Annotated in this window: 15 protein-coding genes; 11 read left to right on the forward strand and 4 right to left on the reverse strand. The window is 61.1% G+C overall.

Going from position 1 to position 14,977, the window contains the following annotated elements; all coding sequences use genetic code 11:
• Window positions 1-1,349, forward strand: a 1,349-nt coding sequence (locus ACOZK4_RS09280; protein WP_421591641.1) for an NAD-dependent succinate-semialdehyde dehydrogenase, incomplete at its 5' end; no start/stop codon positions are given.
• Between the two features lie 77 nt (window positions 1,350-1,426).
• Here ACOZK4_RS09280 and maiA read toward each other — a convergent pair.
• A complete protein-coding gene (gene maiA / locus ACOZK4_RS09285) occupies window positions 1,427-2,071 on the reverse strand; it encodes a maleylacetoacetate isomerase (RefSeq protein ID WP_421591642.1) in 645 nt (214 codons plus the stop codon).
• Window positions 2,072-2,075: 4 nt separating this feature from the next.
• The gene (locus tag ACOZK4_RS09290; protein WP_421591643.1) at window positions 2,076-3,092 is read right to left on the reverse strand and encodes a fumarylacetoacetate hydrolase family protein; all 1,017 of its coding nucleotides are present in this window, start codon (window positions 3,090-3,092) and stop codon (window positions 2,076-2,078) included.
• An 89-nt stretch (window positions 3,093-3,181) separates the two neighbouring features.
• Here ACOZK4_RS09290 and ACOZK4_RS09295 point away from each other — a divergent pair, with 89 nt between their 5' ends.
• Window positions 3,182-3,766 (forward strand): DUF2585 domain-containing protein, encoded by a 585-nt coding sequence (locus tag ACOZK4_RS09295; RefSeq protein ID WP_409530331.1) that lies wholly within the window; start codon window positions 3,182-3,184, stop codon window positions 3,764-3,766.
• Between the two features lie 2 nt (window positions 3,767-3,768).
• Here ACOZK4_RS09295 and hmgA read toward each other — a convergent pair whose 3' ends face one another.
• A complete protein-coding gene (gene hmgA, locus ACOZK4_RS09300; protein WP_421591644.1) occupies window positions 3,769-5,097 on the reverse strand; it encodes a homogentisate 1,2-dioxygenase in 1,329 nt (442 codons plus the stop codon).
• A 77-nt stretch (window positions 5,098-5,174) separates the two neighbouring features.
• On the opposite strand from hmgA, the gene ACOZK4_RS09305 reads away from it, so the two are divergent.
• From ACOZK4_RS09305 to ACOZK4_RS09330, 6 genes are all read left to right on the forward strand, one after another.
• Window positions 5,175-5,633: a MarR family winged helix-turn-helix transcriptional regulator gene (locus ACOZK4_RS09305; RefSeq protein WP_421591645.1), complete on the forward strand. Its 459-nt coding sequence runs from the start codon at window positions 5,175-5,177 to the stop codon at window positions 5,631-5,633.
• An 88-nt stretch (window positions 5,634-5,721) separates the two neighbouring features.
• Window positions 5,722-5,976, forward strand: coding sequence for a WGR domain-containing protein (locus tag ACOZK4_RS09310; RefSeq protein WP_421591646.1), 255 nt, complete (start codon window positions 5,722-5,724; stop codon window positions 5,974-5,976).
• A 230-nt stretch (window positions 5,977-6,206) separates the two neighbouring features.
• Window positions 6,207-7,409 carry a plasmid partitioning protein RepA gene (gene repA, locus ACOZK4_RS09315; RefSeq protein WP_421591647.1) on the forward strand — a complete coding sequence of 401 codons (1,203 nt, stop codon included), beginning with the start codon at window positions 6,207-6,209 and terminating at the stop codon, window positions 7,407-7,409.
• Between the two features lies 1 nt (window position 7,410).
• Window positions 7,411-8,439: a plasmid partitioning protein RepB gene (gene repB, locus ACOZK4_RS09320; protein ID WP_421591648.1), complete on the forward strand. Its 1,029-nt coding sequence runs from the start codon at window positions 7,411-7,413 to the stop codon at window positions 8,437-8,439.
• A gap of 157 nt (window positions 8,440-8,596) precedes the next feature.
• Window positions 8,597-9,919 carry a plasmid replication protein RepC gene (gene repC / locus ACOZK4_RS09325; RefSeq protein ID WP_421591649.1) on the forward strand — a complete coding sequence of 441 codons (1,323 nt, stop codon included), beginning with the start codon at window positions 8,597-8,599 and terminating at the stop codon, window positions 9,917-9,919.
• A gap of 62 nt (window positions 9,920-9,981) precedes the next feature.
• The gene (locus ACOZK4_RS09330) at window positions 9,982-10,305 is read left to right on the forward strand and encodes a DUF6074 family protein (RefSeq protein WP_421591650.1); all 324 of its coding nucleotides are present in this window, start codon (window positions 9,982-9,984) and stop codon (window positions 10,303-10,305) included.
• Window positions 10,306-10,314: 9 nt separating this feature from the next.
• Here the strand turns inward: ACOZK4_RS09330 and ACOZK4_RS09335 are convergent, their stop codons facing one another.
• A complete protein-coding gene (locus ACOZK4_RS09335; RefSeq protein WP_421591651.1) occupies window positions 10,315-10,896 on the reverse strand; it encodes a LysE family translocator in 582 nt (193 codons plus the stop codon).
• Window positions 10,897-11,058: 162 nt separating this feature from the next.
• Between ACOZK4_RS09335 and ACOZK4_RS09340 the strand changes: the two genes are divergently transcribed.
• From ACOZK4_RS09340 to ACOZK4_RS09350, 3 genes are all read left to right on the forward strand, one after another.
• A complete protein-coding gene (locus ACOZK4_RS09340; protein ID WP_421591652.1) occupies window positions 11,059-11,559 on the forward strand; it encodes a heme-degrading domain-containing protein in 501 nt (166 codons plus the stop codon).
• A gap of 91 nt (window positions 11,560-11,650) precedes the next feature.
• Window positions 11,651-13,474 carry a sensor histidine kinase gene (locus ACOZK4_RS09345; protein ID WP_421591653.1) on the forward strand — a complete coding sequence of 608 codons (1,824 nt, stop codon included), beginning with the start codon at window positions 11,651-11,653 and terminating at the stop codon, window positions 13,472-13,474.
• Window positions 13,471-14,814, forward strand: coding sequence for a sigma-54-dependent transcriptional regulator (locus ACOZK4_RS09350; RefSeq protein WP_421591654.1), 1,344 nt, complete (start codon window positions 13,471-13,473; stop codon window positions 14,812-14,814). The genes ACOZK4_RS09345 and ACOZK4_RS09350 overlap by 4 nt, the downstream gene beginning before the upstream one ends.
• The last annotated feature ends 163 nt before the right edge of the window (window positions 14,815-14,977 follow it).

Raw genomic sequence — 14,977 nt, forward strand, 5'->3', positions numbered from 1 at the left:
AAAAGCTCGCGACGCTTCCAGAAATGGGCGCGACCGAGACCGCAGCCGCAATCGATGCCGCCTATAAGGCGCAGGCTGTCTGGGCTGCCCGCCCGGCCAAGGACCGCAGCGTTCTCCTGCGCAAGTGGTTCGACCTGATCATCGCCAATGCCGATGAACTCGCCGCCATCCTGACCGCCGAAATGGGCAAGCCGCTGGCGGAAGCCAAGGGGGAAATCCTCTACGCCGCCTCCTATGTCGAGTGGTATGCGGAAGAAGCCAAGCGCATCAACGGCGAGACGATCCCTGCCCCGTCCGTCGACAAGCGCATGCTGGTCATCAAGCAGCCGGTCGGTGTCGTCGGCACGATCACGCCGTGGAATTTCCCGGCCGCGATGATCGCCCGCAAGATCGCGCCGGCGCTCGCCGTCGGCTGCACGGTCGTTTCCAAGCCCGCCGAGCAGACGCCGCTTTCGGCGATCGCGCTTGCCGTGCTTGCGGAAAAGGCCGGCATCCCCTCGGGTGTCTTCAACGTCATCCTCGGCACGGATGGCCCGGCGATCGGCAAGGAGCTTTGCTTCAACCCGAAGGTCCGGAAAATCTCGTTCACGGGCTCGACGGAAGTCGGCCGCATTCTGATGCGCCAGTGTTCCGACCAGATCAAGAAGGTCAGCCTGGAGCTTGGCGGCAACGCACCCTTCATCGTCTTCGACGACGCCAATCTCGACGCGGCCGTCGAAGGCGCCATGGCCTCGAAGTACCGCAATGCAGGCCAGACCTGCGTCTGCGCCAACCGCATCTATGTCCAGTCGAACGTTTATGACGCCTTTGCCGAAAAGCTGGCCAAGAAGGTCGCCGAACTGAATGTCGGCAACGGCTTCGACAAGGGCGTGACGATCGGTCCGCTGATCGAAGAAGCCGCCATCGACAAGGTCGAGGCCCATATCGCCGACGCCGTTTCCAAGGGCGCAACCGTCGTTGCCGGCGGCAAGCGCATTACGGGCAACGGCACCTTCTTCGAGCCGACGGTCCTCAAGGGCGTCGTGCGCGGCATGACAGTCGCAAAGGAGGAAACTTTCGGCCCGGTCGCACCGCTCTTCCGCTTCGACACGGTCGAGGATGTCATCGAGCAGGCGAACGACACCGAATTCGGCCTCGCCGCCTACTTCTTCGCCACGGATCTCAAGAAGGTCTGGAAGGTCGCGGAAGCCCTGGAATACGGCATGGTCGGCGTCAACACCGGCCTCATCTCCTCCGAAGCCGCCCCCTTCGGCGGCATCAAGCAGTCCGGCCTCGGCCGCGAAGGCTCCGCCCACGGCGCGGACGACTATCTGGAGCTGAAATACGTCTGCATGGGCGACGTCGCCTGACAACCGAACGACCAGATCGCCCCGCCTTGCGCGGGGCGATCCTTTTCAGCATATGGCCCTGTCACCAGAGTGAAGCGCTAAAAGCCCTTCACCGCATCCGGATGCGCGGCCTTGAACGCCGGAAGGGCGTTGCAGGTTTCCGCGATGCGCCGTACCTGCTTGAGGCTGGAGATGTCAACGCCCCAGCGGTTGGCGTTATAAACCTGCGGGACGAGGCAGAAATCGGCCATGGTCGGTGTGTCGCCGTGGCAGAAGATGCCGGTGGCGGGGTCGTCCAGCAGGACTTCGACGGCGGCGAGGCCTTCGCCGATGAATTTCTTCATCCAGGCGCTGCGGACCTCGTCCCCACCCCCGGTGATATCAAGGACATGGCCGATGACGCCGGTATTGCAGACGGCGTGGATTTCCATGGCGATGGCATAGGAGAGTGTGCGCACGCGCTGCCGTGCGAGCGGATCCATGGGGAGGAAACGCGCCTCAGGGCGCGTTTCCGTGAGATACTCGATGATCGAGAGCGATTGCGTCAACATGTGCCCATCGATCAGCAGCGCCGGAACGAGCCCCTGCGGATTGCGGGCGCGGTGCTCTTCAGAGCGCTGGGCGCCGGCGAGCAGGTCGACGGACTGCCTGACATAGGTTAGCCCCAGGCTCGCGAGCGCGATGCGCACGCGGTAGCTGGCGGACGAGCGCCAGTAATCGAAAAGCACGATGTCGTCGCTCACCCGATCAGTCCTTTTCGTATTTCTTGACCGTCTGCTCGATCGCTCCGAAGATCGAATGGCCCGTCTTGTCCTTCATCTCGATGCGCACGGTGTCGCCGAATTTCATGAAGGGCGTCTTGGGCGCGCCCGTCGTAATCGTCTCGATGGTGCGGATCTCGGCGATGCAGGAATAGCCGGCGCCGCCTTCGGAGACGGGTTTGCCGGGGCCGCCGTCGAGCTTATTGGAGACTGTACCGGAGCCGATGATCGTACCGGCGACGAGCGGCCGGGTCTTTGCCGCATGGGCGACAAGCTGGCCGAAATCGAAGGTCATGTCGACGCCGGCATCGGCTTTGCCTAAGGCCTTGCCGTTGAGCGAGACGAGGAGCGGCAGGTGGAGTTTGCCGTCCTTCCAGGCGTCGCCCAGTTCATCGGGCGAAACGGCGACCGGCGAGAAGGCCGATGACGGCTTTGACTGGAAGAAGCCAAAGCCTTTGGCGAGTTCTGCGGGGATGAGGCCACGCAGCGAGACGTCGTTGACCAGCATGACGAGCTTGATGGCGTCGCGTGCTTCCTCGACGCTCGCCCCCATCGGCACATCGCCGACAATGACAGCGATCTCCGCTTCCATGTCGATGCCCCAGGCTTCATCCGCCGCGAGGATCGGGTCACGCGGTCCCAAAAAACTGTCGGAGCCGCCCTGATACATCAGGGGATCGGTCCAGAAGCTTTCGGGCATGTCGGCATTGCGGGCCTTGCGCACCAGTTCGACATGGTTGACATAGGCCGAGCCGTCCGCCCAGGCATAGGCGCGCGGCAAGGGAGAGGCGGCGTCATGTTCATGGAAGCGTGCGGTCGGCTGCGCGCCGGTTTCGAGCCCTTCCGCCACGCGCTCAAGGCGTGGTGCGACATGGTCCCAGTCATCAAGGGCATTCTGCAGGGTGCGGGCGATATGCCCGACCTCCGAGCAGCGCGTCAGGTCACGCGAAACGACGACCAGCCGGCCGTCACGGGTGGAATTCTTCAGCGTCGCAAGTTTCATGCACGTCTCTCCCGATCTTGTTTGCAGCCGCCAGATGGTGTCATCTTCCGGTTGCCTGTCTCCACCCTCGTGCGCCGCTCCCACGGCGCATCGCATTCTTCAAGGAATTCCGCGTGAACCGCTCGGTCCAAACCTCCCTGCTGATCGTCGCCGTCTTCGTCGCGACGACGGCCACCATCCTTTATACGATGGGTCAGCCGCTCATCTGCAAGTGCGGATATGTCAAACTCTGGCATGGCGTCGTTATTTCTTCGGAAAACTCGCAGCATCTCAGCGATTGGTACACGCCGAGCCACATCATTCACGGCATCCTGTTCTTCGGCCTCTTCACGCTGATCCTGCGCAAGGCCAGCGTCAATGTCCGCCTTGTGCTGTCCCTGATCCTCGAATGCGCCTGGGAAATCCTCGAAAACACCGACATGATCATCAATCGTTACCGGGAATCGACGATCTCGCTCGATTATTTCGGCGACAGCGTGATCAATTCCAGCGCCGACATCCTCGCCATGGTCGTCGGCTTCTTCCTGGCGTCGCGCCTGCCGGTCTGGGCAAGTGTGGCGATCGTCATCGTCTTCGAGGCCACGACCACCTATCTCATCCGCGACGGCCTGACGCTCAATATCCTGATGCTTGTCTGGCCGCTGGAAGCGGTGAAGACCTGGCAGGGCGGCTGAGATCATTTGATGCCCGGCGTGCCGTCGAACTTGCGCTCCAGCCCATCCCAGCATTCGAGATAGTTGTCCTGCAGCGTCTCCAGCTCCGCGGCGAACCTGGTGAGCTGCTGCGGATAGCGGGTCTCGAACATGAAGGCCATGGTGTGGTCGAGCTTCACCGGCTTCAGCTCGGTGTTCGAGGCCTTTTCGAAGCCCGTCGCGTCAGGTCCGTGCGGCAGCATCATGTTGTGCAGGCTCATGCCGCCGGGCACGAAGCCTTCCTCCTTGGCGTCGTACTGGCCGTGGATCAACCCCATGAATTCGCTCATGATATTGCGGTGGTACCACGGCGGGCGGAACGTATGTTCGGCCACCATCCAGCGCGGCGGGAAAATGACGAAATCGATATTGGCCGTGCCTGCCTCCTCGGTCGGCGCCGTCAGGACGGTGAAGATCGACGGATCCGGATGGTCGAACAGGATCGCACCGACGGGGGAATAGGTGCGAAGATCGTATTTGAACGGCGTGTAGTTGCCATGCCAGGCGACGACGTCGAGCGGCGAATGGCCGATCTCGGTGACAAAGAATTTGCCGCACCATTTGACATGCACCCGGCACGGCGTTTCCTTGTCCTCGTAGGCGGCGACCGGCGTCTTGAAATCCCGCGGGTTGGCAAGGCAATTGGCGCCGATGGGGCCGCGATCCGGCAGGGTGAATTTCGCGCCGTAGTTCTCGCAGATATAGCCGCGCCAGGTATCGCCCTCGCCGAGGCGGGAGACCTTGAACATCATGCCGCGCGGAATGAGGACGATTTCCAGCGGCTCGACATCCATGATGCCCATTTCGGTAAAAATCCTGACGGCACCGAGCTGCGGCACGACCAGCAGCTCGCCATCGGCATTGAAGAAATAGTCGTCCACCATATCGGCGTTGAACGTATAGGCATGGGCGGCCATGCCGACCTGGGTCAACACGTCGCCCGCCGTCGTCATGGTGCGGATGCCTTCAAGGAAATTCTGGGTCTCCGACGGTGTCGGCAGCGGGTTCCAGCGCAGCTGGCCCAGTGGCAGGGAATGATCGTCGAGACAGGGCGCGCTCTTCCAGTGCGGATAGCTGGTGTTGGAGAAGCGGCGGGTGTGTCGCACGCTGGGGCGGATACGGTAGAGCCAGGAGCGCTCGTTGGTGCCGCGCGGCGCAGTGAAGGGCGAGCCGGAGAGCTGTTCGGCATAGAGGCCGTAATTGCATTTCTGCGGGCTGTTCTGCCCCTGCGGCAGGGCGCCCGGCAGGGATTCCGTCTCGAAGTCGTTGCCGAAGCCCGGCATGTATTTCAGTCTGTTGGTGCTCTCGGACATGGCTTGCCCTCCTCTTCAAGCAGGCTTAGATGGTTACAGATGTAACTGTCCATTTTGTAACCATCAAGGCGCCGTCAATGGACTTCAATCTCGAAACCTTTTTGCCCTATCGCCTCAACCAGGCGGCCGAGCGGGTGAGCCAGCGTTTCGCCGCACAATACCGCGCGCGCTACCGCATGACGCGGCCGGAATGGCGGGCACTGGCAGCCCTCGGCACCTATGGCCGCATGACGGCCACCGAGATCGGCGGCAATTCCAGCATGCATAAGACGAAGGTGTCGCGCGCCGTTCGGGCGCTGGAGGAAAAGCGCTGGCTGAAACGCAGCGAGGATGCCGACGACCGGCGCATGGAGCATCTGGAACTGACAATGGCCGGGAGGCGTATCTATGGCGAGATGATTACGCTTGCCCGCGATTACGAACGCGAGCTTTCGCAGCTTCTGGGCGCGACCGGCCTGAAGCAGCTGGAGGCCGTTCTGGCCGCAATCGAGGCGAAACTGCCACCCGTTGCCGGGCGCAAAGGACCGCAGGATTGAGCATGCATCACGGTTTTGAATCGATCCGGCCGGATTGATTCAAAACTCTCGTTGGACGCCGATTCCGCGCTTCGCCAGAATCGTCGGCATGTCGAACACACCTCCTTCCCTCCCCCCGATCCGGCATTTCCGCCGTATCGATGCCTCCAGCAACATGGCGCGCTTCTATATGCTCTCGCTCGAGCCGACGCTCTTCGGCGACGTGGCGGTGTTTCGGCATTGGGGCAGGATCGGTACGCTTGGCCGGCAGGCGGCGACATTCCATGCCAGCATGGCGGAGGCGGAGAGCATGCTGGAACGGCAGATCAAGCGCCGCCGCCGGCGAGGCTATCGCGAATCATGAGATGAAATCGGTGGGCATGCAGGTTCTTCCCGCATTTTGCCGAACGAATCGCTGGACGCCGATGGGCGGGAAATGGTCAATACGCTGGGCGGCAAATTATTGAAGCGCCAAAGCTTTCTTGTGTCCCGCATTCGGCTCGTTGGCCTTGCCCTCTCTTCCGAATCGGTTCTAGATGCGGTTTAAATCGCCAAATAGGCTTTGAAACGCATTTTGAGATTAGCGACATGAATATGGCTGCAACGTTCGGGCAGGCAATTTCCGAGGTCGATCAACTGATCATCGGTCAGGCGCACGAGCTGTCGGACAAGCTGAAGCAGCATCGGCTGGAGATGTTTCCGCCCGTTGCGCAGAAGACCCTGCGCCAGTTTCAGCTGAGCGAGGCCGCGCATTTCCTTGGCGTCACCAGCGGCTATCTGCGCAATCTTTCGCTGGAATCCAAAGGCCCCCTTCCCCAGGTGACCCCGTCCGGTCGCCGGTCTTATTCCGCCGACCAGCTTCAGGAGATGCGCCAATATCTGGAGCAGAACAGCCGCGGCCAGCGTTATGTCCCGCGCCGGCGCGGCAGCGAGCATCTGCAGGTCATCGCGGTCGTGAACTTCAAGGGCGGCTCCGGCAAGACGACGACGACGGCGCATCTGGCGCAGCATCTGGCGCTGACCGGCCATCGGGTTCTCGCCGTTGATCTCGATCCGCAGGCGAGCCTTTCGGCGATCCACGGTTTTCAGCCGGAATTCGATGTCAACGAGAACGAGACGCTGTATGCGGCCATCCGCTACGACGACCAGCGCCGGCCGTTAAAGGAAATCATCCGCAAGACGAATTTCCCCGGTCTCGATATCGTGCCGGGCAATCTCGAGCTCATGGAGTTCGAGCACGACACGCCGCGCGTCCTGGCGCAGGGCAATCGTGGTGACTACGGCCGCATCTTCTTTGCCCGCCTCGACGAGGCGCTGTCTTCCGTCGCCGACGACTATGATGTTGTCGTCATCGACTGCCCGCCGCAGCTCGGCTTCCTGACGATGAGCGCGATCTGCGGCGCGACGGCGGTCCTGATCACGGTGCATCCGCAGATGCTCGACGTCATGTCCATGTGCCAGTTCCTGCAGATGCTCGGCGAAGTGCTGAACACGCTGAAGAGCGCCGGCGGCAATATGAACCTCGACTGGCTGCGCTACCTTGTTACCCGCTATGACCCCGCCGATGGGCCGCAGACCCAGATGGTCGCCTTCATGCGTTCGATGTTCAAGCAGCATGTGCTGACCAGTCCGATGGTGCGTAGCGTCGCGATCGCCGATGCGGCGCTGACCAACCAGACGCTTTACGAGGTCGATCGCAGCCAGTTCACGCGCGCGACCTATGATCGCGCGTTCGAATCCATGGAAGCGGTCAACACGGAACTCGTCGAACTTATCCATAAGGCATGGGGGCGTTGATATGGCGCGCAAGAACGTTCTTTCCAATCTGATGGCCCCTGCCAATGACAAGTTGACGCCCGTAAACCCGGCGGCAGAGGAGCAGCGCCAGCACGTCACCTACAAGGGCATTGGTGCGCTTGGCGCCGTGACGCGCAGCATCGATGCGCTGGCAGCGAAAGCCGATGCGGCCAAGGAGATCGAGGCGAAGCTGAACGCTGGTGAGGTCGTCATCGAGCTTGAACCGGATCAGATCGAGGATTCCTTCGTTTCGGATCGTCTGGCCCATTCCGACCAGCAGTTTCAGGAACTGGTGGATGCCATGCGCGTGCGCGGCCAGGATTCGCCGATCCTCGTGCGTCCGCATCCGACCAAGGACGGGATCTACCAGATCGCCTTCGGCCACCGCCGTGCCAAAGCGGCGCGCCTGCTCGGCCGGCCTGTCCGGGCGGTCGTCAAGGCGCTGACCGACCGCGATCACGTTATCGCCCAGGGTCAAGAGAACAGTGCGCGCGCCGACCTGTCGTTCCTGGAGCGCGCGACCTTCGCAGGCGAATTGGAAAGCCGTGGTTTTGACCGTGAGACCATTATGTCGGCGTTGAGTATCGACAAGACGACAGTTTCAAAAATGTTGTCGGTTGTGAACAGGATTCCGAAGGCCGTGCGGACGGGCATCGGCCCGGCGCTCGCCATCGGCCGCGACCGCTGGCATGAGCTTGCGACCCGCTTTGACGAGCCGTCCAATGAGGACAGGGCCGTCGAGTTTCTCGGCCGCGAGCGGATCAAGATTCGCTCTCCGGAGGAACGCTTCAATCTGCTCAGCGGACATCTCGCGAAATCGGATGCTCCGGCGCATGCCGCCAAGCCTGTCCCTGCCGCGTGGGAGCGCAAGGACGGTTCCGTGCGCGCCAACATCAAGGCCCAGGGGCGGCAATACACGATTTCCCTGAAAGCCGCAGAAGCTGCAGCCTTCGGGGCCTATATCACGCAGAACCTGGATCGTCTCTACGAGGCGTATAGGGCTGAAAAGAAACAGAAATCGGGAGATTGATCCGCAAAAGAAAAAGGCCCCCTCAACGTTACCGTCGCGGAAGCCCTTCTCATCGTTTAGCAGCCTGAGAGTCGCACTTCCCCGAATCACAGTCAAGCGTTTTTGGCATCGGTTTTCGATGAAGGGGTCTCTTTTGCCTTTTTGAGGGTGAAGAGACATGGAAACGGACGGCATAGCGACGCCCTTCGGGCAGCGGGCGATGACGCTTGGCATGTTGGCAAGCCAGGCGATCGTCAAAACGATCCCGCCGGAAGCAAGTATTGACAAGTGGAAACTCTACCGCTGGCTCTGCGAAGCGCGGCCGAAGCTGCGTATTAGCGATCGTGCGCTGTCGGTGCTGAATGCGCTGATGAGCTTCTATCCGAAGACGGAGCTTGCGGCCGGCGACAGCATGGTCGTCTTCCCCTCCAACATGCAGCTCTCGCTGCGCACGCACGGCATGGCGGAAACCACGCTGCGCCGGCATCTCGCCGCGCTCGTCGATGCGGGGCTTCTGATGCGGCGGGATAGTCCTAACGGGAAACGGTACGTTCGCCGCGATAGGGAAGGGGAGATCGGCGAGGCGTTCGGCTTTTCCCTTGCCCCCCTCCTCGCGAGGGCAGGGGAGATCGAGCAGCTTGCCGCGGCCGTAACGGCCGAACGGCTGCTTTTGCAGCGGCTTCGAGAGCGCATCACGCTGGTTCGCCGCGATATCGTCAAGCTGATCGAAACGGCCCTGGAGGACGATCTGGCTGGTGACTGGATGCGGTTCGAAGCGGAATATCGCGTGCAAATCCTGGGTTTGCCGCGCATTGCAACGCCTGAAATCCTCGCCCCCATCCTTTCCGCACTCGAAGCTTTGCGCTCGGAGATACTCAAGTGCATGGAATATCAGGTTATTCTACATAATTCGGCTGGCTATCCCGACCAAACTGAGCGGCACAAACAGAATTCAAAACCCGACTCTAAATCTGATCTTGAACCTCGCTTCGAAACGAAGCAGGGCGGCCACGCCGAATTCCAGCCGGACACGCTGGCAGCGGCTGATAGGACTGTGGCAGCTAAACCCAGAAATCCTGCCACAGCGGACAATCCACTCAACCATGACAGAGTTAATTCGCCGCAGCGTCCATTGGGTGCCGGCCCGGAACCTCACAAACCCTATCCCCTCCCCCTCGTCCTGCAAGCTTGCCCCGAAATTGTTCCGTTTGGGCCGGGCGGCACGATTTCGGGGTGGCGTGATCTGATGACGGCGGCGGTGGTGGTGCGCTCGATGCTGGCGATCAGCCCATCGGCCTATGAAAACGCCTGCGCGGTACTCGGACCGGAAAACGCGGCGACGGTCATTGCCTGCATTCTGGAGCGGTCCGGACATATCAACTCGGCCGGCGGTTACCTGCGCGACCTTACCCGGCGCGCGGAACGCGGCGAATTCACACTCGGCCCGATGCTTATGGCGCTGGCCCGTGCGAATGGCGAGCCGGCCAAACGGGCGGGATGACGACAAATCGGGACAGTGAATTCGGCTTTGGAAACCGGACGTTAACCATGCGATCCGTAATCATGGGGGGCAAGACAAGGAAGCCCGAATCAATGCCCCCTTATGCCTCCGCGCAGATGCGCCGTCGTTCTGTTGCCACTGAAACAGGACCGGTTGTGCCCTTCCCCGCCGAACGCCGCACGGCGCAAATCCGTCGCTGCGCCGGCGAACTCGATGGTTTGCAAGGCGAGGATGCGCGACTCTATTGGCGGAAGGTCTGCCGCGAACTGGCGGAGGAAATGCAGAAGCTTGGATCGAGCGAGGATAATGCCCGCGCCGCGGTTTTTGCCTTTCAGGATGAGGTACAGCAGGAGCTTTTCCGCATGCACCATGCGGAAGAGGCCTGATATCGGGGATCAAATGAGACCGGTTGCGCTGCTCACGAGGCCGAGCGAAAAGACGACGAGGAATATCGCGGCAATCCGGTAGACCAGGCGCGGCGACAAAACCGGGGCCTGGCCGACAAAGCTGCCGAGCAACAGGAAGCAGGTTCCGGCGCCGGCAACAAGCAGGCTGAAAAGTCCGAGAGCCGGCGCGATGTCCATGAGCGGTCCATGCGGCATGATGACGAGCCCGATGATCGGGGCCTTCGGATTGAGCATGGTGGTCAGAAACACCTGAGCAACTGTCACCGCTTTCGCATGCCCCTCCCCTGCCGGTTTCGACGAGACGAGCCAAAGCCGGATGGCGAGGAAGAGAACCCAGCAAGCTGCAACGACACGCAGGGCTACCGATAATGTCGGGCGGCCATCAAGAAGTGCTGCCGCAACCGTCGCCAAAGGTATGACGACGGTGAGATAACCGCACAGCTCGCCCAACAGCAATGGAAGGCTCTTGCGAAAACCGCGCGACGCTGCCCCGACCGTCAGCAGAGTGTTGGTCGGACCCGGGGTCAGGAGCAAAGCGAGGATGGCGAAGAGAAAGAAGCTGTCCGGCATATCGGTCCCATGGAAGGTTCGCTCATTCCGCCCCTTCTCTACGTCTCCTCCTTGAGCGCAACCTTGATCTCCGTCAAGAGACTGTAAGCTATAGGCCGCCGCTCTTCCCCTCGACCTTTTGTCCCGCTAAGAACAGAGACCTATTTCCGCAGGGAGGAAAAAATGACGGACATGATTGCAGACGACATCCGCCGGCTTGAAGAGCAGGAGCGGCTTCTGCGTTTTGCCAAGTTCAGCCCGGACGATGCCTGGGCACTTGGAAACCGGGTCCGCGAAACAGCACTTGCCATTGGCGCCGGCGTCGCGATCGACATTTCGCTTCGCGACCGGGTTCTCTTCCATTGCGCCCTGCCCGGTACGTCTACGGACAATGTTGAATGGATCCGGCGCAAGCGCAACACGGTGCTGCGGCTTTGGCACTCCTCCTATCTCGTCGGACGGCGCTTGGCGCTTTCCGGCCGCGAGCAAGTGGAAGCGCACAATCTCCCGCACGCGGATTTTTCGGTGCACGGCGGCAGTTTTCCGCTTTTTGTCGCCGAGCTTGGATGCGTCGGCGCGGTCACGGTTTCTGGTGTGCCGCAACGGACCGATCACGCCATCGTGGTCGATGGCATCGCCACCTTCCTCGGCGTGGAACTTGGACATAGCCGGCTGCCGGATTGATCCCCTCCCCTCCCCCTAGGAAAGAAGCAATGGGCTGCGTAGGATAGGCGGCCCGGTTTTTCGGGTGATGGAGGAGAGGAGCCCCCATTTCGTGAAGGTGCGTTACGCCCTGGCGTTTGCGATCTTGCCGATCGTTATCGTCCTTGCGGTCCTGCAAGGCGGAACGTTGATGACGCGCAGCTATATGGATGAGGCATCGTCGCAAGCCAGTTCGGCTTTGCGTCTTGCGGTGGCGGCACTTGCCGGCCATCTCAGCCGATACGAACCTCTCCCCGCGCTGATCGCCGATCACGACGATATCGAGGCGCTCCTGCAGAAACCGGATGATCCCTCTCTTCGCCGTGCGGCCAGCAGCTATCTCAAGGAAATCAACGGGCTTCTGGAATCCTCCGACATTTATGTCATGACGCCTGATGGCAATACGATTGCCGCCAGCAACTACGAAATGCCCGCGACTTTCGTCGGGCAGAATTTTCACTATCGCCCCTATTTCCAGGATGCGATCAAGGGACAGCGAGCGCGGTTCTATGCGCTTGGAACGACCTCGCTGAAACGCGGCTACTACTTTTCCTCGCCCGTGGAGGTCGCCGGCAAAATCCTGGGGGTCATCGTTTTCAAGGTGGATATCGATTCCATCGAGACGTCGTGGCGCGGCGGAGAATACAAGATCTTCGTTGCGGATCCCGAGGGTATCATTTTCATGTCGGGGAGCCCGGAATGGCTCTATACCGGAATTCTACCACTGGATGCGGCGCGACTTGCGCGCACGCAGGCCTCGCGGCGTTATGCCGATGCCGAGTTGCGCCCCCTCCCCCAGAACGAGACGGTTTACCACGGTCAACATCTGATGAGCATCATGTCGAGTGGAGCAAGCCGTGAATATCTTCGCCTTTCCCAATACATGCCGGAGGCGGATTGGACGGTCAATGTTCTGTTTGATACGGCATCGGTGCGCGCGCAGGCCCGCACGACGCTGATCGCGATCTTGCTCTTCATCTGTCTTACCGGTTTGGGCGGCGCCGTTCTCTGGCAGCGCCGAAGTCGGGTGGTGGAGCGCTTGCGTTTGCAGGAGGAAACCCAAAACGAACTGGAGCGGCGCGTCGAAGAACGCACCGCCGATCTTGCCCGCGTGAATGAGCAGATCGAGCTGGAGGTTTCTGAGCGCCGATTAACCGAACAGGAATTGCGCAAGACGCAGGCCGATCTCATTCAGGCCGGGAAATTGGCCGGCCTCGGCCAGATGTCGGCAGCGCTATCGCATGAATTCAACCAGCCGCTCGCCGCCGCAAAAACCTATGCCGATAGCGCTGCCTTGCTGATGGAGCGCGGCCGTATGCCCGAAGCGCAGGACAATGTCCGTCGCATTTCAAGCCTTATCGATCGCATGGCTTCTATAAGTCGTCACTTACGCAACTTCGCGCGCAAGCCGAATGAAAAACTCGGCCCGGTTCTCCTTTCGAGTGTGATCGCCGACACGCTTGAAATCGTCGCGCCGCGGCTCAGGGCGGCGGACGCGGAGCTGGTGCCTCAGCTTGAGGAAGACGGTCTGGCTGTTCAGGCCGGGCCGGTGCGCTTGCAGCAGGTCTTGGTCAATATCATCGGCAATGCGGCGGATGCGGTCGAAGGCCTGGACAACAGGAAAATTCTGCTTTCGGCTGGCCGAGCGGGCGGGCGCATTGTCATTACGCTACGCGATCATGGACCGGGTGTACCCGCAGCGATCGCCGAGCGCATCTTCGATCCTTTCTTCACCACCAAGGGCGTCGGCAAGGGACTTGGCCTGGGCCTCTCCATTTCTTACAATATTATCAAAGACTTCGGTGGAGACCTATCGGTGACGAACCATGTCGATGGTGGGGCGGTGTTCCAGCTGGTGCTCGACCCGGCGAACGCTGCGCGTGAGGCGGCGGAATGACGGAACCGCGTGTTCTTCTGATCGATGACGAGGAGGAGATGCGCCGCTCCTCCGCGCAAGCCCTGGAACTCGTCGATCTCACGGTCGAGACATTTTCGAGCGCCGAACCGGTGCTGGAGCTTGTCGGCTATGCATTCGACGGTGTCGTGGTCAGCGACATACGCATGCCGGGCATGGATGGCATGACGCTGCTCCAGCGGATTCGCGAAGTCGATCCCGAAGTGCCGGTGATCCTGGTGACGGGGCATGCGGATGTGCAGCTCGCGGTCAGCGCCATGCGCGCCGGTGTCTACGATTTCATCGAAAAGCCGTTTGCGGCGCAGCATCTGGCGGCCGTCATTCGCCGCGCGATGGACCGGCGCAGCCTTGTGCTGGAGAACCGCCGCCTGCGTGCCGTCGCCGGAAAGCGCGATGACATCGAAGCGCGGCTACCCGGACGGACCCAGGTTATGGTGGACCTGCGCTACAGACTGCGAGCCATCGGCGCAACGGATGCGGATACACTCATCATCGGCGAGACGGGCGTCGGCAAGGAGGTCGTGGCCCGAGCCTTGCATGATGTCAGCAGCCGGGCAAACCGACCGTTCATCGCGATCAATTGCGCCGCCCTCCCCGAGAATCTCATCGAAAGCGAGCTGTTCGGCCACGAGCCTGGCGCCTTTCCCGGTGCGCTTCGGCCGCGCTACGGCAAGTTCGAACACGGCCGTGGAGGCACGATCCTGCTTGATGAGATAGGCTCTATGCCCTTTGATTTACAAGCGAAATTCCTTCGTGTCCTGCAGGAACGCGTCATCACGCGGCTCGGTTCTAACGAGCAGATCCCGCTCGATGTGCGCTTCATTGCGACAAGCAAAGTCGATCTCGAAGCCGAGGTTGCGACCGGCCGTTTCCGCGCGGATCTCTTCTATAGGCTGAATGTCGCGACGCTCCGTGTGCCTTCGCTTGCGCAACGTCAAGCCGATATCCCCCTTCTCTTCCTCCAATTGGTACGTGAGGCCGCGGCGCGATATAGCCGCAATGACATCGACGTGCCGCCGGAATTGATAACGGATATTGCCACGCGTAGCTGGCTCGGCAATGTCCGCGAGCTTCGCAACGCCGCCGACCGACTGGTACTTGGCCTGTCCCCCAACCCGGAAGACGGCACGCCTGAAATCGGGCCGCAACGTCTTGCGGATCGGGTGGCGTCCTATGAGCGCGGACTGATTGCCAGCGCACTTGCTGCCCATGGCGGTAGTCTGAAGCCGGTTTACGAGCAACTCGGGGTTTCCCGTAAAACGCTTTACGAGAAGATGCAGAAATACGGGCTCGACAAATATGCCCATTTCGATACCTCTTAAGACCACGCCTGATCCTGAATGGGTGGATTTCCACCCATCGAGTGGACTCTTTGTCCCCTAAGGTACCCACTCAAATCGGGTTTACTGCCGTAAACAGCGGGTCATTAGGTCAATCGGCTTGTCCCGTCGACGTCATCATTCACTCTGGCGACAACCAGAAACG

The organism is Shinella sp. M27, from assembly GCF_049199905.1.
In the GTDB taxonomy this organism is placed as follows: domain Bacteria; phylum Pseudomonadota; class Alphaproteobacteria; order Rhizobiales; family Rhizobiaceae; genus Shinella.

What these genes read in the sequence shown, in the direction of transcription:
- repC (WP_421591649.1), top strand. Translation starts at nt 8,597, where the DNA reads ATGGAAACGGACGGCATAGCGACGCCCTTCGGGCAGCGGGCGATGACG.
- ACOZK4_RS09340 (WP_421591652.1), top strand. Translation starts at nt 11,059, where the DNA reads ATGACGGACATGATTGCAGACGACATCCGCCGGCTTGAAGAGCAGGAG.
- ACOZK4_RS09310 (WP_421591646.1), top strand. Translation starts at nt 5,722, where the DNA reads ATGTCGAACACACCTCCTTCCCTCCCCCCGATCCGGCATTTCCGCCGT.
- ACOZK4_RS09290 (WP_421591643.1), bottom strand. Translation starts at nt 3,092, where the DNA reads ATGAAACTTGCGACGCTGAAGAATTCCACCCGTGACGGCCGGCTGGTC.
- ACOZK4_RS09350 (WP_421591654.1), top strand. Translation starts at nt 13,471, where the DNA reads ATGACGGAACCGCGTGTTCTTCTGATCGATGACGAGGAGGAGATGCGC.
- ACOZK4_RS09305 (WP_421591645.1), top strand. Translation starts at nt 5,175, where the DNA reads ATGGACTTCAATCTCGAAACCTTTTTGCCCTATCGCCTCAACCAGGCG.
- hmgA (WP_421591644.1), bottom strand. Translation starts at nt 5,097, where the DNA reads ATGTCCGAGAGCACCAACAGACTGAAATACATGCCGGGCTTCGGCAAC.
- ACOZK4_RS09335 (WP_421591651.1), bottom strand. Translation starts at nt 10,896, where the DNA reads ATGCCGGACAGCTTCTTTCTCTTCGCCATCCTCGCTTTGCTCCTGACC.
- repB (WP_421591648.1), top strand. Translation starts at nt 7,411, where the DNA reads ATGGCGCGCAAGAACGTTCTTTCCAATCTGATGGCCCCTGCCAATGAC.
- repA (WP_421591647.1), top strand. Translation starts at nt 6,207, where the DNA reads ATGGCTGCAACGTTCGGGCAGGCAATTTCCGAGGTCGATCAACTGATC.
- ACOZK4_RS09330 (WP_421591650.1), top strand. Translation starts at nt 9,982, where the DNA reads ATGGGGGGCAAGACAAGGAAGCCCGAATCAATGCCCCCTTATGCCTCC.